The 23015-nt window shown below is 63.8% G+C and carries 18 protein-coding genes and 1 tRNA gene; 10 read left to right on the plus strand and 9 right to left on the minus strand.

Annotated features, from left to right (window positions below):
* The first annotated feature begins 5 nt into the window (after positions 1-5).
* Positions 6-82, plus strand: a tRNA-Pro gene (locus ACHWUQ_RS20960).
* A 149-nt stretch (positions 83-231) separates the two neighbouring features.
* Positions 232-1053 carry a heparan-alpha-glucosaminide N-acetyltransferase gene (locus tag ACHWUQ_RS20965; protein WP_394682350.1) on the plus strand — a complete coding sequence of 274 codons (822 nt, stop codon included), beginning with the start codon at positions 232-234 and terminating at the stop codon, positions 1051-1053.
* A gap of 25 nt (positions 1054-1078) precedes the next feature.
* On the opposite strand, the gene ACHWUQ_RS20970 is transcribed toward ACHWUQ_RS20965, so the two are convergent.
* On the minus strand, positions 1079-2200 hold the full coding sequence (locus tag ACHWUQ_RS20970) for a site-specific integrase (protein ID WP_394682351.1): 1122 nt from the start codon (positions 2198-2200) through the stop codon (positions 1079-1081).
* Between the two features lie 103 nt (positions 2201-2303).
* Here ACHWUQ_RS20970 and ACHWUQ_RS20975 point away from each other — a divergent pair, with 103 nt between their 5' ends.
* Entirely contained in the window at positions 2304-3392 is a 1089-nt protein-coding gene (locus ACHWUQ_RS20975) for a DNA-binding protein (protein WP_394682352.1), read from the plus strand.
* A 34-nt stretch (positions 3393-3426) separates the two neighbouring features.
* Here ACHWUQ_RS20975 and ACHWUQ_RS20980 read toward each other — a convergent pair whose 3' ends face one another.
* Positions 3427-3873 (minus strand): ribonuclease HI family protein, encoded by a 447-nt coding sequence (locus ACHWUQ_RS20980; RefSeq protein ID WP_394682353.1) that lies wholly within the window; start codon positions 3871-3873, stop codon positions 3427-3429.
* 249 nt (positions 3874-4122) lie between these two features.
* Between ACHWUQ_RS20980 and ACHWUQ_RS20985 the strand changes: the two genes are divergently transcribed.
* From ACHWUQ_RS20985 to phnX, 5 genes are all read left to right on the plus strand, one after another.
* Entirely contained in the window at positions 4123-5157 is a 1035-nt protein-coding gene (locus tag ACHWUQ_RS20985; protein WP_239812006.1) for a putative 2-aminoethylphosphonate ABC transporter substrate-binding protein, read from the plus strand.
* 128 nt (positions 5158-5285) lie between these two features.
* Positions 5286-6416: a putative 2-aminoethylphosphonate ABC transporter ATP-binding protein gene (locus tag ACHWUQ_RS20990; RefSeq protein ID WP_394682544.1), complete on the plus strand. Its 1131-nt coding sequence runs from the start codon at positions 5286-5288 to the stop codon at positions 6414-6416.
* An 81-nt stretch (positions 6417-6497) separates the two neighbouring features.
* Positions 6498-8219 (plus strand): putative 2-aminoethylphosphonate ABC transporter permease subunit, encoded by a 1722-nt coding sequence (locus ACHWUQ_RS20995; protein WP_394682354.1) that lies wholly within the window; start codon positions 6498-6500, stop codon positions 8217-8219.
* A 44-nt stretch (positions 8220-8263) separates the two neighbouring features.
* Positions 8264-9397, plus strand: a complete 1134-nt coding sequence (locus tag ACHWUQ_RS21000; protein WP_394682355.1) for a TIGR03364 family FAD-dependent oxidoreductase — start codon at positions 8264-8266, stop codon at positions 9395-9397.
* Positions 9398-9490: 93 nt separating this feature from the next.
* A complete protein-coding gene (gene phnX / locus ACHWUQ_RS21005; RefSeq protein ID WP_239812009.1) occupies positions 9491-10327 on the plus strand; it encodes a phosphonoacetaldehyde hydrolase in 837 nt (278 codons plus the stop codon).
* Between the two features lie 97 nt (positions 10328-10424).
* Here phnX and ggt read toward each other — a convergent pair whose 3' ends face one another.
* The 5 genes from ggt to ACHWUQ_RS21030 form a co-directional block, all read right to left on the minus strand.
* Positions 10425-12425, minus strand: a complete 2001-nt coding sequence (ggt, locus tag ACHWUQ_RS21010; RefSeq protein WP_312463093.1) for a gamma-glutamyltransferase — start codon at positions 12423-12425, stop codon at positions 10425-10427.
* Between the two features lie 272 nt (positions 12426-12697).
* Positions 12698-12958: a hypothetical protein gene (locus tag ACHWUQ_RS21015; RefSeq protein ID WP_394682356.1), complete on the minus strand. Its 261-nt coding sequence runs from the start codon at positions 12956-12958 to the stop codon at positions 12698-12700.
* Between the two features lie 79 nt (positions 12959-13037).
* Positions 13038-13277 carry a hypothetical protein gene (locus tag ACHWUQ_RS21020; RefSeq protein WP_394682357.1) on the minus strand — a complete coding sequence of 80 codons (240 nt, stop codon included), beginning with the start codon at positions 13275-13277 and terminating at the stop codon, positions 13038-13040.
* Between the two features lie 392 nt (positions 13278-13669).
* On the minus strand, positions 13670-14473 hold the full coding sequence (gene dkgB, locus ACHWUQ_RS21025; RefSeq protein WP_394682358.1) for a 2,5-didehydrogluconate reductase DkgB: 804 nt from the start codon (positions 14471-14473) through the stop codon (positions 13670-13672).
* Between the two features lie 283 nt (positions 14474-14756).
* A complete protein-coding gene (locus tag ACHWUQ_RS21030) occupies positions 14757-15938 on the minus strand; it encodes an MFS transporter (protein WP_239812038.1) in 1182 nt (393 codons plus the stop codon).
* A gap of 75 nt (positions 15939-16013) precedes the next feature.
* Here ACHWUQ_RS21030 and ACHWUQ_RS21035 point away from each other — a divergent pair, with 75 nt between their 5' ends.
* The gene (locus ACHWUQ_RS21035) at positions 16014-16913 is read left to right on the plus strand and encodes a LysR substrate-binding domain-containing protein (RefSeq protein ID WP_394682359.1); all 900 of its coding nucleotides are present in this window, start codon (positions 16014-16016) and stop codon (positions 16911-16913) included.
* A 78-nt stretch (positions 16914-16991) separates the two neighbouring features.
* On the opposite strand, the gene ACHWUQ_RS21040 is transcribed toward ACHWUQ_RS21035, so the two are convergent.
* On the minus strand, positions 16992-18956 hold the full coding sequence (locus ACHWUQ_RS21040) for an AI-2E family transporter (protein ID WP_394682360.1): 1965 nt from the start codon (positions 18954-18956) through the stop codon (positions 16992-16994).
* A gap of 162 nt (positions 18957-19118) precedes the next feature.
* Entirely contained in the window at positions 19119-21509 is a 2391-nt protein-coding gene (locus ACHWUQ_RS21045; protein WP_394682361.1) for a Tex family protein, read from the minus strand.
* Between the two features lie 216 nt (positions 21510-21725).
* Between ACHWUQ_RS21045 and ACHWUQ_RS21050 the strand changes: the two genes are divergently transcribed.
* Positions 21726-22862: a DUF72 domain-containing protein gene (locus tag ACHWUQ_RS21050; RefSeq protein ID WP_394682362.1), complete on the plus strand. Its 1137-nt coding sequence runs from the start codon at positions 21726-21728 to the stop codon at positions 22860-22862.
* Positions 22863-23015: the final 153 nt, after the last annotated feature.

The following is a 23015-nucleotide window of genomic DNA, read 5'->3' on the forward strand; positions in this document are numbered from 1 at the left end:
TTAGTCGGAGCGTAGCGCAGCCTGGTAGCGCATCTGCTTTGGGAGCAGAGGGTCGTGAGTTCGAATCCCACCGCTCCGACCATTATTTAAAAGCCTGTCGCATGTGAGTGCGACAGGCTTTTTCATATCCGGCGCCGTGAAGACAGGCCCCAGGATTGCTGCTTGGCAACAACGCTGGGCAGCGGCCACGGTACAGATGTGGCACGATAGCGCAGCCTCCGTGTTTGATCTATGCCCACCCAGTTTCACCCTGTCACCTACGCCCATTCAGAGCCCCGCGCGCCGCGCGATCGCTGGGACCGCCTGGATGCATTGCGGGGGCTGGCGATGGTCTGGATGACGGCCTTCCACTTCTGCTTTGATCTGAGCTACCTGCAGCTGTGGCGCCAGGATTTCTACCGCAACCCTGTCTGGACCTGGCAGCGCACCGCCATCGTCAGCCTGTTCCTGCTGTGCGCTGGTTTGGCGCAAGCGGCTGCCCACAGCAAGCAAACCAGTGCTGCGCGGTTTTGCCGGCGCTGGCTGCAGGTCGCAGGATGCGCGCTGCTGGTCAGTGCGGGCTCCTACCTGGTGTTTCCCAACAGCTACATCTATTTTGGCGTGCTGCATGGCATGGCGGTGATGCTGCTGCTATTGCGGCTGATGCAGGGCTGGAGTAACCGCCTGCTGTTTTCCCTAGCGGTGCTTTGCCTGCTCGCGCCAGGCCTCTACCAATATGTTGCGAGCGGCTTGCCCGCGTCGTTGGTAGAACTCCTCAACGCCAAGGCCTTCAGCCCCTTGGGTCTGGTAACGCGCAAGCCTGCCACGGAGGATTTTGTGCCGCTCCTGCCTTGGTTGGGCATCATGCTGCTGGGCTTTCAGATCGGCCGCCACCAAATCGCCAAGTCAGGCGCCTGGCTGCCTGGCTATTTGGCCCGGCCTGCGCAAAACGCGCTGTGTCGCAGCCTCGCCTGGCTGGGCCGCCACAGCCTGTCTTACTACATGCTGCACCAGCTGGTACTGATGGGTGGGCTGATGCTGCTGGTATTGCTGCTGCCTACGGCGCTGGACTGATCTGGGTCAGCGCCGGGCAGCGGACTCAGTCCCCCTGCGGTTCGTCCAGCAGGCGCGCAGCCTTGTTCGACAGCGGTGCCTCGGCGCGGAAATAACCCAGCACCGTCGCCGCACTCTGGTGGCCGGTCATCGCCATCGTGTCGGCCAAGGCCATGTTCTGCCGGCCGGCCTCGGTCACAAAGCCCGAGCGCAGCGAGTGCGCAGAAAAATCCCCCTCGATCCCCGCCAGCGCACAGCGCTCCTTGACGATGTTGTTGACCGACAGCGCGCTCAAAGCGGCATCGCCCACCTGGCCGTTCTTGAACACACGCCGAAATATCGCGCCCTCGCGGATGCCCGAGACCTCCAGCCACTGGGCCAGCGCCGCACCGGCCACACCCACCACGGGCTTGAAGTTTTCCGGCCGGGCTGAACCGCTCTGGTTGGTTTTGGACAGGCGCAGGTCGTAGAGGTACTGGCCCGGGCCCATGGTTTGCAGCCACTCCATGCGCGCATCTGCCACCTCGGATCTCCGGCGCCCACCGCTGGCCCAGGCAAAGAGCAGCAAGGCGCGGTCGCGCCGGCCTTTCAAGCTGTCATCGCAGGTGGCCAACAGCTGCTCCAGCAAGGGGCGGGTGAGGGCGGCCTTTTTTTGCTCCAGCATGCCCCGGCGCGCATAGGCCTTGCGCAGGTGCGACATCGCCTCGCGCACCTCTGTGCTGTGGCAGGGGTTGGGCAGGGCCTGGTGGCTGTGCGCCTTGGAGAGCACGGCAATCCGGTGCACCAGGGTCGAATGCGCCAATGAACCCAGCCTTCCCTTGAAGCCTTGCTGCACCAGCTGCGCATCCAGCGCGGGCGGCAGGCCGGACTGCGCGCCTTGCGCCGTCAGGTGCTCGCCATGGTCCGCCACAAATTGCAGCACCACATTGGCCGGCAAGGGCAGCGCGATGGCCTGGCCATAGCGCAACCAGTACCAGGCGGCCCAGTAGCGCAGCGCGCTTTGGTAGCTGCTAGTGGTGTTTTCAGACGCGGCCTCGAGCCGCAGTGCACGCAGCGCATCCTCGGCCGACGCCGACAACAGCTCCGGTTGCAACGGGGCGGTGCCTGGAGACGCTGCAGGCAGCAAATCCGGATCCAGAGGGGCCGAAAGTGGAATGTAAGACTTCATATTTATTAAATATTACATGCCATGTATGATATATTACATACAACAAGCAGATTACTTGCGATAACAATCTCTTATCGATAGTAATCGGAAAAGGGTTCAATAAATGGAAATTTCGCGTGCCACGCGCAGCGTGCAAAAAGAAGATGTCTGGCAAGCGGCCGATGCGCTGCTTCTGGAGGGCAAAAGGCCCACGATTGAGCGGGTGCGCCAGAAGATTGGCCGAGGCTCGCCCAATACGGTAAGCCCCATGCTGGAGGCCTGGTTTGCCACCTTGGGCCCTCGCCTGGGAGCGGGAGGAGGGAGCAACGCCCTGGCTGGCGACGCCAATAGCGCCGCTGGCAACGGTTTGCCGCCCTTGCTGGTACAGGCGCTGCAGCAAGTTTGGGAACAGGTGCAAGTGCAGGCAGCGCAAGCGGCCGATACACTGCTGGAGCCCGTGCGCGAGGATTTGCAGACGCAGCGGCAAGCCTTGGAAGACGCCCAGCAAGCGCTGGAGCAAGAGCGCGCCCTGATGGCCCAGCAGCGTGCTACTACCGAGCAAGCGCTGGCAGTGGCCCATGCCCAGATCAAGATGCAAAGCGGACGCTTGGCTGACTTGGAGCAGGCTGGCCGGCATAAAGACCAGTTTGCCGCTACCCAGCAGCAGCGCCTTCAGGCACTGGAGCAGGAGCTGTTTGCCAACCGCAAGGCCCGCGATGAGGCCGACCTGGCCCATGCCGAGCAACTGCGCGAGCTGCAGCACAGCGCCCAGCTGCAGCAGCACCGGGTGTTGCAAGACCTGGACCGTGCGCGCCAGGACACCAAGCAGGCCATGGCTGCCCAGCGCGCCGAGCAGGAAAAGCTGGCCAAGCTGGAAGCCCAATGGCAGCAGGACAAGCAAGCGCTGCAGGAGCAACGCGAGCAGCAAGCCGGACTGCTGCAGCAGGCACAAACCGAGGCGCAGCAGCTGCAGCACCGCCTGCAGACCGCAGAAGCGGCGCATGCGCAGGCACTGGCGCTACAGGCCCAGCGGCATGAGAGCGAATTGGCCCAGTTCAAGCTGGAATGGGCCCAAAGCGCGGGCAGGGGAGGGGATACTAGCGCCGCTGCCGAGCTTGCGGCAGGCAGCAGCCGCCGCCCAATGCGCAGCGCGCAACCTGCGGCGCGGCCTTTGCGCAAGCTGCCCGGTTCGCGCCTGCGGGGCAAGAACTAGTGAGTCTGCGCTGCGCGGGCAGCCGCAGGCTTGATCAAGCCGTGCTGGCTAGCGGCGATGCGTCCACCGCATCTGCGCCCGGCACCGCATCACCCCGCGCCAGGGCATCGGCAATGGTATTTTTGTGGCGCGGCACCCAGCGCACCTCCAGTTGCGCAAAGCCGGCACGCAGCGCGCGGGCCTGTTCATATAGTGCCGCCAGGCGGGCAATCGGTTTGGCGGCGGGTTCTGCCATTTGCGCGGCCAGAATGCTGCTGTCGGTATGCAGCAATACTTCGCGTGCGCCCATGCCTTGCAGCCAGGTGAGGGCATGGATCGCCGCTACGGCCTCGGCCTCGTTGTTGCAGCCGCTGTGGCCCAGCGCCTGGCTAAAGGAATGGCTGGCCCCATCGGGTCCATAGGCAATGCCGCCGATGCGCATGCGCCCGGGGTTGGGCAGGGCGCTGCCGTCGATATAGGCGATCCAGGTAGCTGATGACATGCCGACAGCATAAGGGCGCGGTCAATCCTGCTTCAGTGAACCGGGCATCGAACCAGCGATGCCGCAGCGCCAAGTGATGAAGGTCTGCCGTTGCACGAAACCCGTTCGCTGTAGCGCCTGCGATACAGCCGGAATCGGTGACCCAGAGAGGCTGGCATGTGTCATCCAAGCTTCGCCTGACTGCCATGCCGTTGTCATAAAGGGTTCAGATACTCTCCCGATCCCATTAACCCGGTGAGAGAGTAAGCAATGACGCATTGGAAGAAGCTGGTGGCTGCGGCCGCCGCCATGGTGGCCGCAGGCCTGGTGCATGCCCAGAAAACGGAACTGACGGTCTACACGGCGTTAGAGATGGACCAGCTCAAGGCCTACGAGACGGCCTTCAACAAGAACCACCCCGATATCGCGCTGAAATGGGTGCGTGATTCCACCGGCGTCATCACCGCCAAGCTGCTGGCAGAAAAAGCCAACCCCAAGGCTGACGTGATCATGGGCGTAGCCGCATCGAGCCTGGCCATCTTCGACAAGAACGACATGCTCCAGGCCTACGCGCCCAAGGGCCTGGAGGCGATCACCGCCAAGTACCGCGACAGCAAGAACCCACCCCACTGGGTCGGTATGGATGTGTTCGGCGCCACCATCTGCTTCAACACGGTGGAAGCGAAGAAGCGCAACATCCCCATGCCCACCAGCTGGCAAGACCTGACCAAGCCCGAGTTCAAGGGCCAGGTGGTCATGCCCAACCCTGCATCCAGCGGTACCGGCTACTTTGACGTAGCCGCCTGGCTGCAGCTTTTTGGCGATGACAACGGCAACGGCGGCGGCTGGAAGTACATGGATGCGCTGCACGAGAACATTGCACAGTACACCCACTCGGGCTCCAAGCCCTGCAACATGGCTGCCCAAGGCGAATACGTTGCCGGCATCTCGTTCGAGTACCGCGCACACGCCAACAAGGCCAAGGGCGCACCAATCGAGCTGGTGTTCCCCAAGGAAGGCCTGGGCTGGGATCTGGAAGGCATCAGCATCTACAAGGGCACCAAGCACGCCGACGCCGCACAAAAACTGGTGGACTGGGCCGTGAGCAAGGAAGCCATGGAGCTGTACGGCAAGAACTTTGCCGTCACCGCCATGCCCGGTGTGGCCCCCAAGCTAGCCAATATCCCTGCCGACTACGAGTCGCGCCTGATTCCGCTGGACTTCTCCAAGATGGCTGACAGCCGCGAGCGCGTGCTGGCCGAATGGACCAAGCGTTACGACGCCAAGAGCGAGGCCAAGAAGTGAGTGACAGGGAGACAGCGCGTTTGCCAGCAGCGCAGGGCCAGGCGGCGCAGGCCGCACAGGCCGCACAGGCCGCACAGGCCGCATCCCTGCGCGATACCTCCTATGCATTCGAGTCCGCCGAGCCGGGCTTGCGCAAGGGCGACGAAGAGGGCGGCGCGCCCTTTTTGGAGATCCGCCATCTGCACAAGTCCTACGGCAGCTTTACCGCGTTGCGGTCGATCCACCTGCAGATTCGCCGTGGCGAGCTGGTGTGTTTTCTGGGGCCCTCGGGCTGCGGCAAGACCACCTTGCTGCGCGCGATAGCCGGGCTGGAGGCCCAGACCAGCGGTGAGATCTGGCAGGACGGCAAGAACATCTCGGCCTTGCCCGCCTCGCAGCGGGACTACGGGATCGTCTTTCAGTCGTATGCGCTGTTTCCCAATCTGACGGTGGCCGACAACGTCTCCTATGGCCTGGTCAGCCAGCGCCAACCCAAGGCCCTGGTGGCCCAGAAGGTGCAAAGCCTGCTGGATACCGTCGGTCTGTCGGTCAGTGGCGGCAAGTACCCGGCCCAGTTGTCGGGTGGCCAACAGCAGCGCGTGGCTTTGGCTCGTGCGCTGGCCATGTCGCCCGGGCTGCTGCTGCTCGATGAGCCGCTGTCGGCCCTGGATGCGACCGTGCGCGTTCACCTGCGCAACGAGATTCGTGCGCTGCAGCAGCGCCTGTATGTCACCACCATCATGGTCACGCATGACCAGGAAGAGGCGATGGCCATGGCCGATCGCGTGGTGGTGATGAACCACGGCGTGGTCGAGCAGGTGGGCACGCCGCGCGATATCTACCAACGCCCGGCCACACCGTTTGTGGCGGAATTCATCGGCAAGGCCAACAAGCTGCAGGCGCTGGCCGCCGGCAATGGCGGCATCACGCTGGCGGGCCACAAGCTGTACTGCCCGCAGGCGCCGCGCCTGAGCCCCGGTCAAAGCCTGCATGTCTACATGCGGCCAGAAGACTGCAGCGTGCATGACTGCACCGCCATGCCGCCCATTGGCAGCGCGCCCGCGCCCAATGGCTCGCCGGTGCTGACCGGTGTGGTGGAGCAGCTGGAGTTTCTGGGAGCCGTCTGCATCGTCCATGTGGATGTGCAGCGCCTGCCCGAGCGCCATGTACAGCTGCAGCTGAGCCCTGCGCAGTGCCTGCAGCTCGATATCCAGCCGGGCCGCTGGTTGCAGTTCTCCATCCACGCGCAACAGTTGAAGATTTTTGCCCAGGCCGCCTGAGCCCGACCACTGCCCTGGCAAGCGCCGGGGCCGGGGCCGCTCGCGGCCATGCCCCAGGCCATGGGGCTTTACGACCACACTATGACCTCATCCGTTTCAGCGCCCGCAGCGCTTTCTCGCCACACCGGCCTGCGCGCAGCGCCCACTGACTGTATCGCGCAATTGGCGCTGGTTGCCATCACGGCGCTGCTGTTGATGGGGCTGCTGGCACCACTGGCTGCCTTGCTGGGCCAGGCCTTTGCGCCCACCTCGGGCGAAGAGGGCTCGGCCTTCATGCGCTTTGTCCGCTATTTCCAGTCGCCCGCGCTGCTGGGCAGCCTCTGGAACAGCCTCTGGGTTTCGCTGGTGGTCACCGCCGTGGTCATCCCGCTGGCCTTTGGCTTTGCCTATGCCATCACGCGCTCGGGCATCCGCGCCAAGGGCTTGCTGCGCAGCATCAGCCTGCTGCCTTTACTGGCACCCTCGCTGCTGTCGGCCATCTCGCTGATCTACTGGTTTGGCAACCAGGGCGTGCTCAAGTCCGTGCTCACTGGCCTGGGTTTTGACACCATCTACGGCGCGCCCGGCATTGTGCTGGCCCAGTGCTTTGCCACCTTTCCGCATGCGCTGATGATCCTGATCACCGCGCTTGCGCTGGGTGACCAGCGCCTGTATGAGGCCGCCACTGCGCTCGGGGCCAGCCGCACGCGCCAGTTCCTGACCGTCACCTTGCCGGCAGCGCGCTATGGCGTGGTCTCGGCAGCCCTGGTGGTGTTTACCTTGGTGATCACGGATTTCGGCATCCCCAAGGTGATCGGCGGCAATTTCAACATGCTTGCCACCGATGTGTTCAAGCTGGTGATCGGCCAGCAGGATTTCCAGCGCGGCGCCGTCGTGGCCTTGCTGCTGTTGCTGCCCGCGGTCATCACCTATGCGATTGACCGCCATGTGCAGAAAAAGCAGACCGCTGTGTTGACCGCGCGCGCCGTAGTACTGCAGCCGAGCCGCCATGCCGCGACCGACCGCTTTTGCAGCCTGCTGTGCTGGGCGCTGGCTGCATTGATGCTGGCCATGTTTGGCATGGCCATCTTTGCCTCGCTGGTCCAGTTCTGGCCCTACCAGTTGGGCCTGACCTTGAGCCACTACACCAGCGGCCTGGTCGATGCCGGCGTGGACACCGCCGTGTTCAACAGCCTGACCATGGCCGCCAGCGCCGCCGTAGCGGGGCCCATCGTGGTCTTCATGGGCGCCTACCTGCTGGAAAAAACCAGGGGCATGCCCGCGCTGCGCCCCGTGCTGCGCATGCTGGCCATGCTGCCAATGGCCGTGCCCGGCCTGGTGCTGGGCCTGGGCTACATCTTCTTTTTCAACGCCCCGGGCAACCCGCTGAACTTTCTGTACCAGACCATGCCGCTGATGGTGCTGTGCACGGTGATGCACTACTACACCACTGGCCATATGACCCTGGTGACGGCGCTCAAGTCCATTGACGGCGAGTTTGAATCGGTCAGCGCATCGCTCAAGGTGCCTTTCTACCGCACCCTGTGGAAGGTGACCCTGCCGATGTGCCTGCCGGCCCTGCTGGAGGTGTCGCGCTACTTCTTTGTGGCTGCGATGACCACGATCTCGGCCGTCGTCTTCCTCTACTCGCCGGAGACCCGCCTGGGCGCCGTTGCCATCCTGAACCTGGATGAAGCGGGCGACATGGCCGCCGCCGCTGCGATGGCCGTGATGATCGCCGCAATCAGCTGCGTGGTGACCGTGCTCTACCAGGCGCTCGGCTGGTGGTTGAACAAGCGCACACAGGCATGGCGGCAGCGTTGATCGCGATGATGGACAAGATGATTTGAGAACCAGGAAAGACAGGAATGACGGTAGGAAGCACAAGTTTTGATGTGATCGTGGTGGGCGCTGGCATTGTCGGCCTGGCCCATGCCTATGAAGCGGCGCGCCGGGGCCTCAAGGTCTGCGTGGTAGACCGGGATGCCGCCTGCGTGAGCGCCTCGATCCGCAATTTCGGCTTTGTGACGGTGACCGGCCAGGGGGCAGGGGACACCTGGCGACGCGCCCGCCATGCGCGTGACGTCTGGGCCCAGCTTGCGCCGAAGGCCGGAATTACGGTGCAGCACCAGGGCCTGAACCTGGTGGCCACGCGCGACAAGGCACTGGATGTGCTGCAGGCCTTTATGCAGACCGAGATGGCCCAGAGCGTGAACTGCGCGCTGTGGACAGCCGAAGAGGCCGCCCGCCATGCGCCCGAGCTGCGACTGGATCAGGCCAAGGCCGTGTTGCACAGCCCCATTGACCTGCGGGTGGAATCACGCGACGCGATTGCCCAGCTGACCCAATGGTTGGCCGAGCAGATGCAGGTGACATTCCGCTTTGGCGAGGCGGTGTTGGAAGTCGCCACGCCCAAGGTGGTCACGGCCAAGGGGCAGCTGCATGCCGAGCGTGTGGTGGTCTGCACCAATTCGGATATCCATGGCCTTTACAGCGCGCTGTTTGCCAAGCACCAGGTGCAGCTGTGCCAGCTGCAGATGCTGCGCGTACAGCCAGCTGCCAATCTGCGCCTGAACGCATCGGTGATGGGGGACCTGAGCCTGGTGCGCTACCACGGCTACAGCAAATTGCCTGAGGCGCGCGCGTTGCTGGAGCAACTGCAGCAGGAAGAGGGCGAGAGCCTTGCCCAAGGCATCCACCTGATCGTCGTACAGAGCGCAGACGGCAGCCTGGTGGTGGGCGATTCGCACCACTATGGCGCCTCCGTCAAGCCCTTTGCGCAGGACGATGTCGATGCGCTGATGCTGCGCCACATGCGCGAGGCCTTGAACATCGGCGATTACCGCGTGACCGAGCGCTGGGTCGGCATCTACCCATCGGCCCCGCAGACGGACTGCTTTATCGAGGCGCCGGACGCTGCCACCCGCGTGGCGATCGTCACCAGCGGCACGGGGGCCAGCACCGGTTTTGGCGTGGCCCATGACACCTTTGCCCATTGGTAAAGGCAGGCACGCATTCCTGAGCCACCCCATCTTCTATATAGACATACCCCCATGCGCCTGACCAACGGCCGTGCCATGGGAGCGGAGGACACCATGACGAACTTTCACAACCCCCAACGCGTACAAGCCGTTGTTTTTGACTGGGCCGGCACGATTGTCGACTTTGGCTCACGCGCCCCGATGGGCGCCTTTGTGCAGCTGTTCAGGGATTTCGGGATCGAGATCAGCATTGCCCAGGCCCGGGGCCCCATGGGTTCGGCCAAATGGGACCATATTGCAGCGCTCTGCCAACTGCCCGAGGTGGCAGCGCAGTGGGAAAAACGCTATGGCAAGCCGGTCGCCAACAGTGATATCGACCATCTCTACGAGGTGTTCACGCCGATGAACGCCCGCGTAGTGGGTGACTTTGCCGGCTTCATCCCCGGTGCGCTGGAGGTGGTCAACCGGCTGCGGCTCGATGGCATCAAGATCGGCAGCACCACGGGCTACAACCGCCCGATCATGGATGTGCTCGAACCCATCGCCGCTCGTGCTGGTTATGCGCCTGACAATATCGTCTGCGCCGGCGACCTGGCTGCAGGCCGCCCCAGCCCCTTGATGATGTACCGCTGCTTTGCCGACTTGGGCATCTGGCCAGCCTCGACCGTGGTCAAGGTGGACGACACCGGCGTCGGCATTGCCGAAGGCCTGAACGCCGGTTGCTGGACGGTCGGTGTGGCTGTCAGCGGCAATGCCAATGGCCTGTCCTTGCCCGAATGGCAGGCGCTGAGCGCGGACGAGCAAGCCGAGATACGCAGCACCGCCAGTGAACAGCTGCGCAGCGCCGGCGCCCATTATGTGATCGACAGCGTGGCCGACCTGCTGCCGGTGATCGGGCAGATCAACCAGCACCTGCAGCGCCAGGAACTGCCCGTCCCGGCAGCTGCTTGATGCTGTAGCGCAATAGAGCGAGCAGGGCGCTGAGCACTAAAAAGCCGCTGCAGGCATCGACCCGCAGCGGCTTTTTGACGGTGGTGAGAGCCGAGGCTTACTTGGCCTTGTAGGTATCGCCCAGCACCACCCCTTCACGGCGTGGATCGGCGCCACCGCTCAGGCGTGCTTCGCCAGCCGCATTGGCGGTGCGGATAACGGTGCCCACACCGCTGGATTGCGCATTGACCGACACAGTGTGGCCCATGGCGCGCAGTGCCAGCACCAGCGGATCGTTGTCACCGCTGTTGGTGGCATTGATGTTGGGGTGCTCACCACCCAGGTTGGTGGTGCGGCTGTTGGAGGCGCCAAAGTTCACCAGATTGGTGGCTTGCTGCGCATCCAGGCCCCAGTCCAGCGCGCCGACCAGGGTTTTGGTCACGAACTGGATGATCGTGGCACCGCCGGGCGAGCCCGTGGCCATCTTGAACGCGCCGGGTTGGCCGTCAGCCGTGGCGTCAAACACCAGCGTAGGCGCCATCGAGCTGCGAGGGCGCTTGCCCGCTTCCACCTTGTTGGCGATCGGCAGACCATCGGCCGACACCGGAGCCGCGGAGAAATCGGTCAGCTGGTTGTTCAGGATAAAGCCCTGGGTCATGTGGTAGGAGCCCATGCCCGCTTCCACCGTCGTGGTCATGCTCACCACATTACCCTTGCCATCGACGATGGTCATGTGCGTGGTGCCGGCTTCGGTCACCTTGCCCACGCCCAGACGGGTGTTGCCAAACTGGCCGGCGCTGGCAGTGCCCATGCTCTGCGTGGGCGAGATCAGCGCGGCGCGCGACTTCAGGTAGCTCTTGTCCAGCAAGGTGCTGTACAGCGGGCCGGGCAGGGGGGTGAAGTCGGTGTCGGCCACATACATGTCGCGGTCGGCATAGGCCATGCGCTCGGCTTCGCTCACCAGGTGCACGCCCATGGCAGTCGGCTTGCCGCCTTCCAGATCCAGCGCAGTGGGCTTGTGGGGGGCGAGGTCAAAGTTCTCCAGCACGCCCATGGCCTGCGCCACGGCAATACCGCCGGACGAGGGCGGTGGCATGCCGCAGATCACGTACTTGGCGCGGTAGGTGGTGCAGACTGCATCACGCTTTTTGGCCTGGTAACCCGCCAGGTCGGCCATCGTGGTCACGCCGGGGGTGATGGGTGCGCCGGTGGTCACGTTCTGGGTCACGGCGATCTTGTCGACAATGCCTTGCGCCACCGATCCGGTGTAGAAAGCATCGGCACCGCCAGTCGCCATCTTCGTCAACGTTGCGGCATAGGCAGGGTTCTTGAAGGTTTCACCCAGGCCCTTGGTCGAGCCGTCGGCGTTGAAATAAATGGCCAGCGCATCGGCATCCGCCTGCAGCGCGGTCTTGGCGCCGGCCAGCGCATCGGACATGCGGCCGCTGATCTTGAAGCCATTGGTGGCCAGGTCGATACCGGGCTGGATCAGGTCCTTCCAGGGCTTGGCACCATGGTCCTTGTGGGCCAGGTCGAGCATGCGCACAGCGCCGGGCGTGCCGATGGAGCGGCCGCTGGCACGGGCGCTGGGCAGCGGCGTGGTCTGGGTGCCACTGTCGATATAGCGCAGGTAATCTGGCGTCGCGGCCGCAGGTGCGGTTTCGCGGCCGTCATAAGCCGTCACCTTTTTCGTGGCTGCATCGTAGTACAGCATGAAGGCGCCACCGCCAATACCGCTGGACTGGGGCTCCACCAGACCCAGCACCATCTGCACGGCCACCGCAGCATCCACCGCAGAGCCGCCAGACTTCAGCACTTCACAACCGGCCTTGGATGCCAGAGGGTTGGCCGTCACCACCATGTACTTGTGGCCTTCGACCACTTTTTTGCCGGTACGGTAGCCCGAAGCCAGTTCGGGGAACGAAGGATCGCCAGGCAGACCGGAGCCCACGACCACCGAACCATCCGATGTGCCAGCCTCGCAGGCCGTGCTCACCAGATCGTCCTGGTCGTTATGGCTGGAGCCACCGCAAGCGGTCATCGTCAGCGCGACGATGGCGGCCAGCGCGGCCATGCTGTAGCGCGCCGGCACGGCACCCAGCGATTTTTCGTTTTTCATATAACTATTCCTTGGATCGAATGACAGGAAATTGTCTTAGTAAAACGAATCATCGAGAGGCTGGATAAGCCGTGGTTAACCCTCGATTTGGCAACAAAGTGACTGCCTTGCCAAGTGAGAGGGCAGGTTTGAGGTTCTCTGCTCAACGAGAGGTACAGGCTAGGTAGAAATGTGACTTAACATAATATACATCGTATCAATTAACTAAGTGATGGTGGGCAACCTTAGCTGCAACGCTTGCATCGCCACTTAGCCCGTGCCGCGTCTGTCGATCAGCGCTCCGGTCGTATGTCCACACCTGACTTGTCATCCTCCACCAGCACCCAGCGGTAACCTGCCGGCGCCACCGGTGGCTGTGCTGTTTGCATCGACCTGCGGCGGTCGCCCAGGTTGGAGGCATTGATGCCGTTCTTGATTGCTGCCTTCAGCAGCTCATAACCGACCCACAACGAGATAACGGTAGCGATCAACGACCAGAAAAGCATCCAGGCGAGCTGTCGGTCTATCTCCATCTGCAATCTTGCCCAATCCATCGCCATTCCTCCTGCCGCGCAGTGTAGCGGCGCGCTGGTCTGAAACCCTTCAGCGCATGCAAGGGCTGTAACAGGAACCTCAGCACCCGGCCCGGAATTGCTCGTCCCGCGCGCGTTGCCGTTCTTCACGAATCCATTCCATCTTGCGTGCGGTACCGCCGGCTCTGGCGGCGGAATCCAGATATTCCACCCATTGCTTGAATTCCTCGCAACGCGCCTCGCTGGAACGACCGCTGCCAGGCTCGGCCGAATGGTAGTGATGACGAGCCTGGCTGGCTAGCCGCGCATCGTCCGCCCGTTTTCGTTGGGCGATGGCCATTTGGGTCTTCCAATCCACATTGCTGGGCCCTCTAACGCTCTCGACCAAGTCCCATCGCTCTTGCGAACATGGCCTGTCTATCCACCACAGCTCGGTTTTGTCAGGTCGTTTACAGAGGTAGATCAGCCGTGTCAGCGGTCCATCCGGGTTGCTGACTGCGGGTGTGACATCAATGGTTTTGGCATTTTTGCAGGCTCGGAACTATAGCTATTGCCGCAGCGGTACACCTCTTGGGCACCGGCTGGGCCTGCAAGCAGCAGGCCCAGCGCCATCAGAAAGCGCATACATTTCCTTACATATTCTCTACGCGCATCCTAACGGCTCACCCTGCTCCTTGGCATGAAAAAGGCCTGCACAACGGCAGGCCTTCGCTAACTAACGCTGTCGGGCGCTCAATCCCAGATCGGAGCCAGTCCCTCGGGATTCACTTCACGGCCATTGCGCTCCAGCTGGGCAATGCGGGCCATGTCATCAGCATCCAGCGCCAGTTGCTGGGCCAGCAGATTGCTGGCCAGGTTCTCGCGCTTGGTGGAAGACGGGATGACGGCGTAACCCAGTTGCAGCGCCCATGCCAGGGCGACCTGGGCGACGGTGGCCTGGTGCTTGCTGGCGATCTCTGCCAACACCGGGTCCTTCAGCACCTTGCCATAGGCCAGGGTCATGTACGAGGTTACGGCAATGCCCTGCTCCTGGAGAAAGGCCGTCAGCTTGGGGCTTTGCAGGTAGGGGCTGAGTTCGATCTGGTTGGTGGCGATCTCCCCTGCTCCAACGGCTTCGATGGCCTGGCGGGTCAGATCGATGTTGAAGTTGGAAATACCGATCTGGCGCGTGAGGCCCTGGGCCTTGGCGTCCGCCAGCGCGGTCATGAACTCTTGCAGTTCGACGCCATTGCCGGGTGCGGGCCAGTGGATCAGGGTCAGGTCCACATAGTCGCTGCGCAGCTTTTTGAGGCTGTCCTTGAGGCTGGGAACCAGCTTGGCCTGGCTGTAGTTGTCGGTCCAGATCTTGGTGGTGACAAACAGCGCTTCGCGCGCCACGCCGCTCTCGGCGATGGCCTGGCCCACCTCGGCTTCATTGCCATAGATTTGCGCGGTGTCGACCGCGCGGTAGCCCAGCTCCAGTGCATTGCGCACCGAGTCGACCACGACCTGCCCTTGCAGACGGAAAGTACCAACACCAAAGCGAGGAATAGACATGAAAAACTCCTTGAGAAAAATACGGACAGAAATGTGCGGCGGCCCTGCAGTGGTTGGCAGCCCCAACCAGGTCCTCATCGCATTGGTGGACAGTTTGCGCTTTTCATCCTTGCAGATAAAGCCCTGTATCAACAATATTCTTTTGATGAAATATCAACTATACCCACCGCCCTGCTCTTTCGTTTCTTGGGCAGTTCCGGGCCAGGCAGAACCCACTTTAAAAAGCAAAAGCTCCCCGTGCAGCTTGTGGTCTGCACGGGGAGCCTGGGGCCAGCGCCGGGGATTAGAGGTTACCCGCTGCTGCTGCGTGGCCAGCCTGCCCACGGCGCATGCGGCCCTGGATCAGCACCAGACCGAGCCCGCCGGCAGCCAGCGCCGCGCCTGCCCAGGCCACTGCGCCATAGCCCAGCCCCTGGCTGATGACGGCGCCCCCTAAGGCGGCGCCTACGGCATTGCCCAGATTGAAAGCGCCCACATTGACGGACGAGGCCAGGCCGGGCGCCTCTGCGGCGGCCTGCATCACCCGCATCTGCACCGGAGGCACCATGCCAAAGGCGGCAGCACCCCACACGACCAGACCCATGCCGGCGCCCAGATGCGTACCAAGCGCCCAAGGCAGCACCACCATGATGAGGGCCAGGGCCAGCAGGATGATGCGTGTAGCGCCATCGAGCGACCAATCGGCCAGGCGGCCGCCGAGGCTGTTGCCGATGGTGAAGCCCACGCCGATCAGCACCAGCGCAAAGGCGATGAAGCCGGGGCTGGCATGGGTGATCTCGGTCAGTACCGGCGCCACATAGGTGTAGAGCGTGAACATGGAGCCGGCACCGAGCACCGTCGTACCCATGGCCAGCAGCACCTCGGGGCGGGTCAGCACCTTGAGTTCACGGCGCACGTCCGGGCGTGTGCCGGCCTCGCCCTTGGGCAGTACCATCCACAGCGCAGCAATGGTGATCAGGCCCAGCGCGGCCGTGCCGGCAAAGGCCAGCCGCCAGCCGACTTGCTGGCCGATCCAGGTGGCAGCAGGCACGCCGCCGATATTGGCCACCGTCAGCCCCATGAACATCGCAGCAATGGCACTGGCCTGCTTGTCCTTGGGGACCACACTGGCCGCGACGACGGCGCCAATGCCAAAGAAAGCGCCATGGTTGAGGCTGGTCACCAACCGCGACAGCAGCAAGGTCGTGTAGCCAGGGGCCAATGCAGATAGCAGATTGCCGGCGGTGAAAATCAGCATCAAGGTGACCAGCGCTGCACGCCGCCCAAAGCGGCTGAACAGCAAGGTCATCACAGGTGCCCCCAGCATTACACCCACGGCATAGGCCGATACCAGCATGCCGGCGGTGGGAATGCTGACGTCGACCCCCTGGGCGATCACAGGCAACAGCCCCATCGGGGCAAACTCGGTGGTGCCAATGGCGAAAGCGCCAATGGCCAATGCGAACAATACAGCGGAAGACTTCATAGCTGCTAGTGTGCCCTGCTAATATTTGCAGATTAAGTACCATCGCCACCAAAATCTTTTGACGCCAAGGCAACAATGAAGACCACGCTCGACGAATTGCAGGCCTTTGTGGCCGTGGTCGATACCGGCTCGATCACCGCCGCCTCCGAGCTGCTGGACCAGACCGTCTCCGCCACCAGCCGCACCCTGGGCCGGCTGGAGGAAAAGCTGCAAACCACGCTGCTGCGCCGCACCACCCGCCGGCTGGAGTTGACCGAGGAAGGCAGCGCCTTCTTGCAGCGGGCACGCGCGATCCTGGTGTCGGTGGACGAGGCCGAAGAGCTGATGGCCGCACGGCGCGTGCGGCCTGCCGGGCGCCTGCGGGTGGATGCCGCCACACCCTTTATGCTGCACGTGCTGGTGCCGCTGGTGGACAGCTTTCGCGCCCGCTACCCCGAGGTGGAGCTGGAGCTGCACTCGCACGAAGGCATTGTGGACCTGATCGAAAAGCGCAGCGATGTCGCCTTTCGCATTGGCGCCCTCAAGGATTCAAGCATGCATGCGCGTCCTGTGGGGATCAGCCGCATCCGGGTATTGGCCAGCCCCGCCTACCTTGCACGCCACGGCACGCCGACCGATATCCCGCAGTTGGCGCAGCATGTGTTGCTGGGCTTCACCCAGCCCGATTCGCTCAATGAATGGCCACTGCGTGACACCGGCGGCGAACTGCTGCGCATTCAGCCGGCGGTTGCCTCTTCGAGCGGCGAAACGCTGCGCCATATGGCCTTGGCCGGTCTGGGCATGGTCTGCCTGTCGGATTTCATGACGCGGGCAGACCGCGACAGCGGTCAGCTGGTGCCCTTGTTCGAAGACCACCTGCTTGATGTACGCCAGTCCATCCATGCAGTCTACTACCGCAACACGGCGCTGGCCTCGCGTATCACCTGCTTTGTCGACCACGTGGTCACCACATTGGGCGCCAAGCCCTTTGACTGAACAGGCCCAAGCACCCACCGGCCACCGGCGCCACGCGGGGCGTTCGCTGTCCAGCCAGAGGTGTCTGCAGATCTTCCGTCAGGTGGCATCCAACCTGGAGGCGCCTTCGCCCAAGACCAAGCGCGTCAGGTCGCTGATCTGCTGGACCGCATCGTGCGCGCGCATGCTGTTCAAGGTGTCGCTGCGCACGCCACCCCTGCCCTGCGCACCCAGCAGCATCACGGTGATCTGCATTTGCGGACAGCGTTGGCGCAGGCTCTCGCACATCTGGGCCAGCCTGCCCAGTGGGTTCGGATGGAAGCTGCAGATGCAGAGGTGGCGCACACCGTCATACAGCGACAGATCACCCTGACGGAGCACGGTGTCGATGGACACCGCGCGGGTGCTGCTGTCTACCCCGTGCAGCCGCAGCGCATGGGCTGCCATCGTGGCGGCATGCCGGTCAATGTCCCATTGCATGCCGACACAGACAACCGAGGCCGGGGGCGGTTGACCCTCGACCGCCTCGGGCAATGCGTCGGGCGGGTAATGGCGCTGCAGGCCACTGAGCAGCATGGCCACCGCCTCCGACAGGCGCTGGCGTTGCGGTGGGCTGGCAGCGCTGCGGTACTGCTGGGCCGCAATCTGGAGGGCCGGCACGGCCACCTCGTCGTAGAAATGGGTGACGGCCAATGCCTGGTCCTGCTGGCTGGGCTTGGGTGGCAGCGCTTCGTCGATGTTTTCGGATGCAACGTCAATGGCCTGGTCCACATCGCCACGCCACAGGCGCTGCAGCAATTTTTCCGGAGGATCAAACACCGCCTGGCTGCCCAGCAAGATCTCGAGAAAACCCATCCCCGGGATGTAGCGGCCTAGCACCAGCAGACACACCGTCAACGGGGTCGACAGGATCAGCCCCACCGGCCCCCAAAGCGCCGTCCAGAAGGTCGCCGCCAGAATGATGGACAAGGTCGACAAACCGGTGCTTGCGCCATAGAGCCAGGGCTCGATCACGTTGTTGCTGATCAACTCCAGAACCAGAATCAGGGCCAGGGTCCACAGCAGCAGGCTCCAGCCGGGGTCCACTGCAAACGCCAGCGTGAGCGGAAAAACGGCCGATGCCATCGGCCCGATATAGGGCACGAAGCGCAGCACCGCCGCCAGAATGCCCCAGAGAATGGCGCCGGGCACCCCAATCCACCACAGCCCGAGCGCCATCGGAACCCCGTAGCTGAGGTTGACGAACAGCTGCATACGCAGGTACTGGCCGATGCGCGTCGCAGCGTCATCGAGCGCGTCGGAAGCCATATGCGTATTCGGCCCCATCAGCCGCAGCAGCCGGTCCTGCAGGCCACTGCGGTCCAGCAGTATCAGCACGACAAACAGAAACACAATGCCGGTGGTGGCCAGCGGCTCAGCCACCTTGCTCAGCAGCTCCAGCGCCTTTTGGATGGGCTTGACCTCCGGCTCCTGCACCTCCACCTTCTGCACGCGGCGGCGGGCATCGCCCTGCCCGATCTCGGTTTCCACCGTGTTGAGCACCTTGACCGCGCCGTCCCAGACCCCCGGGCCATTGAAATACGGTTTGACGTGGCGCAGCTTCTGGCGAATGGTGTTCTGGTAGGTCGGCAGCTCGGCGCTGAGGCTGGTCACCTGGTTGCCCACATAGAGCGCGCCTGCACCCAAAGCGCCCAGAGCCAGCACCATCACCAGCGCCACCGACACCACCCGGGGCAGGCCCCAGCGTTTGAGCCGGCTGACGGCCGGATCGAGCAAAAAGCCCAGCAACGCAGCCAAGGCCACCGGCAGCAGCACATCCCGGCCTACATACAGGCCCAGAATCACCACCGCCGCAATGACCATGCCCACCATCAACCGCAGGCCCGGCACGATCGCCAACAGCGGGGCCAGGGCCTCTTGTGTGGATGCGCCCTTGCGCCGGCGCCCCGCGCCACGCCTGCCACCTGGCCCCGTCTCGGCCAGCGCGCGACGCAAGGGCCGCTGAGGTCCGGGAACGGGCTGGGCTACAGGCTCATCGTCGGGCGCGGCGTGGTCGGGGGGCATGGTGTGGGGAGATCAGAAGGTGGGGAGGCGCAAGCCGTTATTACATCCAATTTCCGGGCTGGCGGATGTCATCTTTGGCCGATTCTTGGCGGGATGCAGCACTCAACAAAAAACCGCAAGGCCGTTTGGCACTTGCGGTCAGCGCAGGCAATGGCCCAGCACTTATTTTTTGAGGCCTTGCAACTTGGCAAAGGCCGAGGCCATTGCGTTTTGCTGCGCAGGTTGGTTGGCGCGGGCCGGCTGCGTGTAGCCACCCCGGCCGCCACCGCCCTGGCCTCGGCCCGCCGATTCAAAGCGGTTGTCGCGCGGGCCATCGCGGCGCGCAGGCGCGGCGTCCAGCTTCATCGTCAGGCTGATGCGCTTGCGCTCCACATCCACCTCCAGCACCTTGACCTTGACGATCTGGCCGGTCTTGACGGCTTCGCGGGCATCTTCGATGAACTTGTAGCTCATCTGGCTGACGTGGACCAGGCCGTCCTGGTGTACACCCAGGTCCACAAAGGCGCCAAACTGGGCGACGTTGCTGACGGTGCCTTCCAGAGTCATGCCCTCGCGCAGGTCCTTGATGTCTTCCACGCCTTCGTTGAAGCGGGCCACGACAAAGTCGGGGCGCGGATCGCGGCCGGGCTTTTCCAGCTCACCCAGAATGTCCGAGATGGTCAGGGCGCCAAACTTCTCGCTGACAAAGCGCTCGGCTTTGAGGCCCTTGAGCACATCGCCACGGCCCATCAGCTGGTCCACCGGCTTGCCGGTGGTAGCAATGATCTGCTCGACGACCGGGTAGGTTTCCGGGTGCACGCCGGTCATGTCCAGCGGGTTGTCGCCACCACGGATGCGCAAGAAACCGGCGGCTTGCTCAAAGGTCTTGGCACCCAGGCCGGCCACATCCATCAGCTGTTTGCGGTTCTTGAACGAGCCATTGGCATCCCGCCAGCGCACGACCGACTTGGCCACCGTGCCTGAGAGGCCGGAGACGCGGCTGAGCAGCGGCGCCGAGGCCGTGTTGAGGTCCACACCCACCGAGTTCACGCAGTCTTCGACCACCGCGTCGAGCTGGCGGGCCAGCTCGCTCTGGTTCACATCGTGCTGGTACTGGCCCACGCCAATGCTCTTGGGGTCGATCTTGACCAGCTCGGCGAGCGGGTCTTGCAGGCGGCGGGCAATCGACGCTGCGCCGCGCAGGCTGACATCGACATCGGGCATCTCGAGCGCCGCGAATTCGCTGGCGGAATAGACCGATGCGCCCGCCTCGCTCACCACCACCTTGTCGATCTTCTTGCCCGCCTTTTCAGCAATGCGGATCAGGTCGGCGGCCAGCTTATCGGTCTCACGGCTGGCGGTGCCGTTGCCGATCGCAATCAGGTTGATCTGGTGCTTTTCCACTAGGCGGGCCAGCACGGCCAGTGAGCCATCCCAATCGCGTCGCGGCTCATGCGGGTAGACCGTGGTGGTATCCACCAGCTTGCCGGTGTGGTCCACCACGGCGACCTTGACGCCGGTACGGATGCCCGGGTCCAGACCCAGTACGGCACGCTGACCGGCAGGCGCAGCCAGCAACAGGTCGCGCAGATTGTCGCCAAACACCTTGATCGCCACCTTTTCGGCATCTTCGCGCAGGCGCGAGAACAGGTCGCGCTCGGTCGACAGGCTCAGCTTGACCCGCCAGGTCCAGGCGACGCATTTGCGGATCAGGTCATCGCTGGCCCGCTTGGCATGGCTCCAGCCCAGGTGCAGCGCAATCTTGCCCTCGGCCAAGCTGGGCTGGCCAGGCTCGGGCGTCACGCCAGGCTGCAGCTCGGGCTGCACCAGCTTGGCTTCGAGCACTTCCAGGGCCCGGCCCCGGAACACCGCCAGCGCGCGGTGTGATGGCACGCGGCCAATCGGCTCGTCATAGTCAAAGTAATCGCGGAACTTGGCGACCTCGGGGTCGTTCTCGTTCTTGGACTCCACTTTCTTGGAGCGCAGCAGGCCTTCGGCCCAGAGCCACTCGCGCAGTTTTTGCACCAGCACCGGGTCTTCGGCCCAGCGCTCGGACAGGATGTCGCGCACACCATCGAGCACCGCCATCGGGGTCGAGAAATCCGGACCGGGTTTGCCATCGTCAAGCACCGTGGCCGGCTTGCAAAAGGCCTGGGCCTCCTGCAGCGGGTCCAGGCTCGGGTCCGCAAACAGCTTGTCGGCCAGCGGCTCAATGCCAAATTCCTTGGCGATCTGGCCCTTGGTGCGGCGCTTTTGCTTGAAAGGCAGGTAAATGTCTTCCAGCTCCTGCTTGGTGGGCGCGCGGGCAATGGCTAGGCGCAGCGCATCGGTCAGCTTGCCCTGCTCGTCGATGGCCTTGAGCACCGTCTCGCGGCGCTCCTGCAGCTCCCGCAGATAGGTCAGGCGCTCGGCCAAATCCCGCAGCTGGGTGTCATCGAGACCACCGGTGGCTTCCTTGCGGTAGCGGGCAATGAAAGGCACCGTCGCCCCGCTGTCCAGCAGTTCCACCGCCGACGTAACCTGCGACTCGGCCACCTTCAGCTCAGCCGCAATCTGCGCAATGATCTTTTGCATGCTCTACGCTCGCTCCAATGCTTCTCTGGCAAAACAGCGAGTGTGCCATAGCTGCTGGCGGCCACTGGGGATTTGAACAGGTGCCGGATTTGAAAAATGTAATTTTTATAGCAGTCCGGAACGCGCCTGCAATGTGGCAGGTGAGCTCGGGTCCTACTTGGTCAATCGTCAAACAATGCGAATCGGGCGGCGCAGTCGATGGCATACTGGGCCGCGATGTCCCCAGAGCCCGATTCGAACTTGGATTTGTTTGGCGCCGAGCCCGCGCCGGCGGCTGCTGCGCCTGCCGGCGCGCAAGACACCGAAGCGTCCCCTCCGCCACCCGCTCCTGCCGCCAAGGCGCGCAGCCGTGCGCAGGCGGTAGGCGCCGCGTACCCCTTGCTGGGGGAGGACCTGGCCCCCGCCATGCCGGCGCTGCTGCGCATGGGCGGTTCATCCTGGTCCTACCCCGGTTGGCAGGGCCTGGTCTGGGACAAGGCCTACAGCGAGCGCATTCTTGCGCAACGCGGCCTGAACGCTTATGCCGAGCACCCGCTGCTGCGTACCGTCAGCATTGACCGCAGCTTTTACCGGCCACTGGCAGCATCCGAATACGCCGTCTACGCCGCCCAGGTGCCGGCGGATTTCCGTTTTATCGTCAAGGGGCCGGCGCTGGTCTGCGATGCGCAGGTGCGCGGTGAAGAAGGCCGCGGCAAAGAGCCCAACCCCGCGTTCTTGAATGTAGAACTGGCGCTCAGCAGCTATGTGCGCCCAGCCTGTGAAGGCCTGCTGGACAAGCTCGGCGTGCTGCTGTTCCAGCTCAGCCCGCTGCCGCTGGGCCGGTTGCTGAACCTGCAGCGCACCCTGGCGGAACTTGAGCAACTGGCGCTGGCCGTGCAGGCCGAGCTGGCGGGCCTGCCCGCAGAGCGCCGGCCCATTGTGGCCTTTGAGGTGCGTGATGCCGATTGGCTGCGCCCCGAGATCGCCCCGCAGCTGGCCCAGATTCTGCGCCAGGCCGGTGCCACCTACTGCCTGGGCCTGCACGCCAAGATGCCACGCATGCCCGAGCAACTGCCGCTGCTGCGCGCGCTGTGGCCCGGCCCGCTGGTCTGCCGCTGGAATGTGAACCCTGTCTTTGGCCCTTATGGCTACGCCGATGCCGAAAAGCAACTGGCCCCGTTTGACCGCATCCAGCAGCCCGACCCCGCCACCTTGGCGCTGCTGGCCAGCACCTTGGCCGGCGTCTGCGGCAAGGGTCAGCCCGCCTATGTCACCGTCAGCAACGAGGCCGAGGGCTGCGGCCCGCTCAGCATAGTGCGACTGGCCGAGGCGATTGCCGCACTGAAAAAATCTGACAACCCAAGCCCGGCCTGATTGCAATCGCTTGCGATGTTTTGCGCAAATTTGCCGCTGTGGCCCAGGCATCTGCCCAGCAGTGCATGGGCGCAGGCCTATGATGTTTGGCCTGGGCGCGCAGCGCGGCGCCATTCGGGCCCGCCGCCGCACCCACTACCCTTTGAGCGATTG

Origin of the sequence: uncultured Comamonas sp. (assembly GCF_964277875.1) — a bacterium.
GTDB lineage: Bacteria > Pseudomonadota > Gammaproteobacteria > Burkholderiales > Burkholderiaceae_C > Comamonas > Comamonas sediminis.

What these genes read in the sequence shown, in the direction of transcription:
- ACHWUQ_RS20965 (WP_394682350.1), top strand. Translation starts at nt 232, where the DNA reads ATGCCCACCCAGTTTCACCCTGTCACCTACGCCCATTCAGAGCCCCGC.
- phnX (WP_239812009.1), top strand. Translation starts at nt 9,491, where the DNA reads ATGACGAACTTTCACAACCCCCAACGCGTACAAGCCGTTGTTTTTGAC.
- ACHWUQ_RS20980 (WP_394682353.1), bottom strand. Translation starts at nt 3,873, where the DNA reads ATGTCATCAGCTACCTGGATCGCCTATATCGACGGCAGCGCCCTGCCC.
- ACHWUQ_RS21035 (WP_394682359.1), top strand. Translation starts at nt 16,014, where the DNA reads ATGAAGACCACGCTCGACGAATTGCAGGCCTTTGTGGCCGTGGTCGAT.
- ACHWUQ_RS21000 (WP_394682355.1), top strand. Translation starts at nt 8,264, where the DNA reads ATGACGGTAGGAAGCACAAGTTTTGATGTGATCGTGGTGGGCGCTGGC.
- ACHWUQ_RS20970 (WP_394682351.1), bottom strand. Translation starts at nt 2,200, where the DNA reads ATGAAGTCTTACATTCCACTTTCGGCCCCTCTGGATCCGGATTTGCTG.
- dkgB (WP_394682358.1), bottom strand. Translation starts at nt 14,473, where the DNA reads ATGTCTATTCCTCGCTTTGGTGTTGGTACTTTCCGTCTGCAAGGGCAG.
- ggt (WP_312463093.1), bottom strand. Translation starts at nt 12,425, where the DNA reads ATGAAAAACGAAAAATCGCTGGGTGCCGTGCCGGCGCGCTACAGCATG.
- ACHWUQ_RS21015 (WP_394682356.1), bottom strand. Translation starts at nt 12,958, where the DNA reads ATGGATTGGGCAAGATTGCAGATGGAGATAGACCGACAGCTCGCCTGG.
- ACHWUQ_RS20985 (WP_239812006.1), top strand. Translation starts at nt 4,123, where the DNA reads ATGACGCATTGGAAGAAGCTGGTGGCTGCGGCCGCCGCCATGGTGGCC.
- ACHWUQ_RS20995 (WP_394682354.1), top strand. Translation starts at nt 6,498, where the DNA reads ATGACCTCATCCGTTTCAGCGCCCGCAGCGCTTTCTCGCCACACCGGC.
- ACHWUQ_RS21040 (WP_394682360.1), bottom strand. Translation starts at nt 18,956, where the DNA reads ATGCCCCCCGACCACGCCGCGCCCGACGATGAGCCTGTAGCCCAGCCC.
- ACHWUQ_RS21020 (WP_394682357.1), bottom strand. Translation starts at nt 13,277, where the DNA reads ATGGCCATCGCCCAACGAAAACGGGCGGACGATGCGCGGCTAGCCAGC.
- ACHWUQ_RS21045 (WP_394682361.1), bottom strand. Translation starts at nt 21,509, where the DNA reads ATGCAAAAGATCATTGCGCAGATTGCGGCTGAGCTGAAGGTGGCCGAG.
- ACHWUQ_RS21050 (WP_394682362.1), top strand. Translation starts at nt 21,726, where the DNA reads ATGTCCCCAGAGCCCGATTCGAACTTGGATTTGTTTGGCGCCGAGCCC.
- ACHWUQ_RS21030 (WP_239812038.1), bottom strand. Translation starts at nt 15,938, where the DNA reads ATGAAGTCTTCCGCTGTATTGTTCGCATTGGCCATTGGCGCTTTCGCC.
- ACHWUQ_RS20975 (WP_394682352.1), top strand. Translation starts at nt 2,304, where the DNA reads ATGGAAATTTCGCGTGCCACGCGCAGCGTGCAAAAAGAAGATGTCTGG.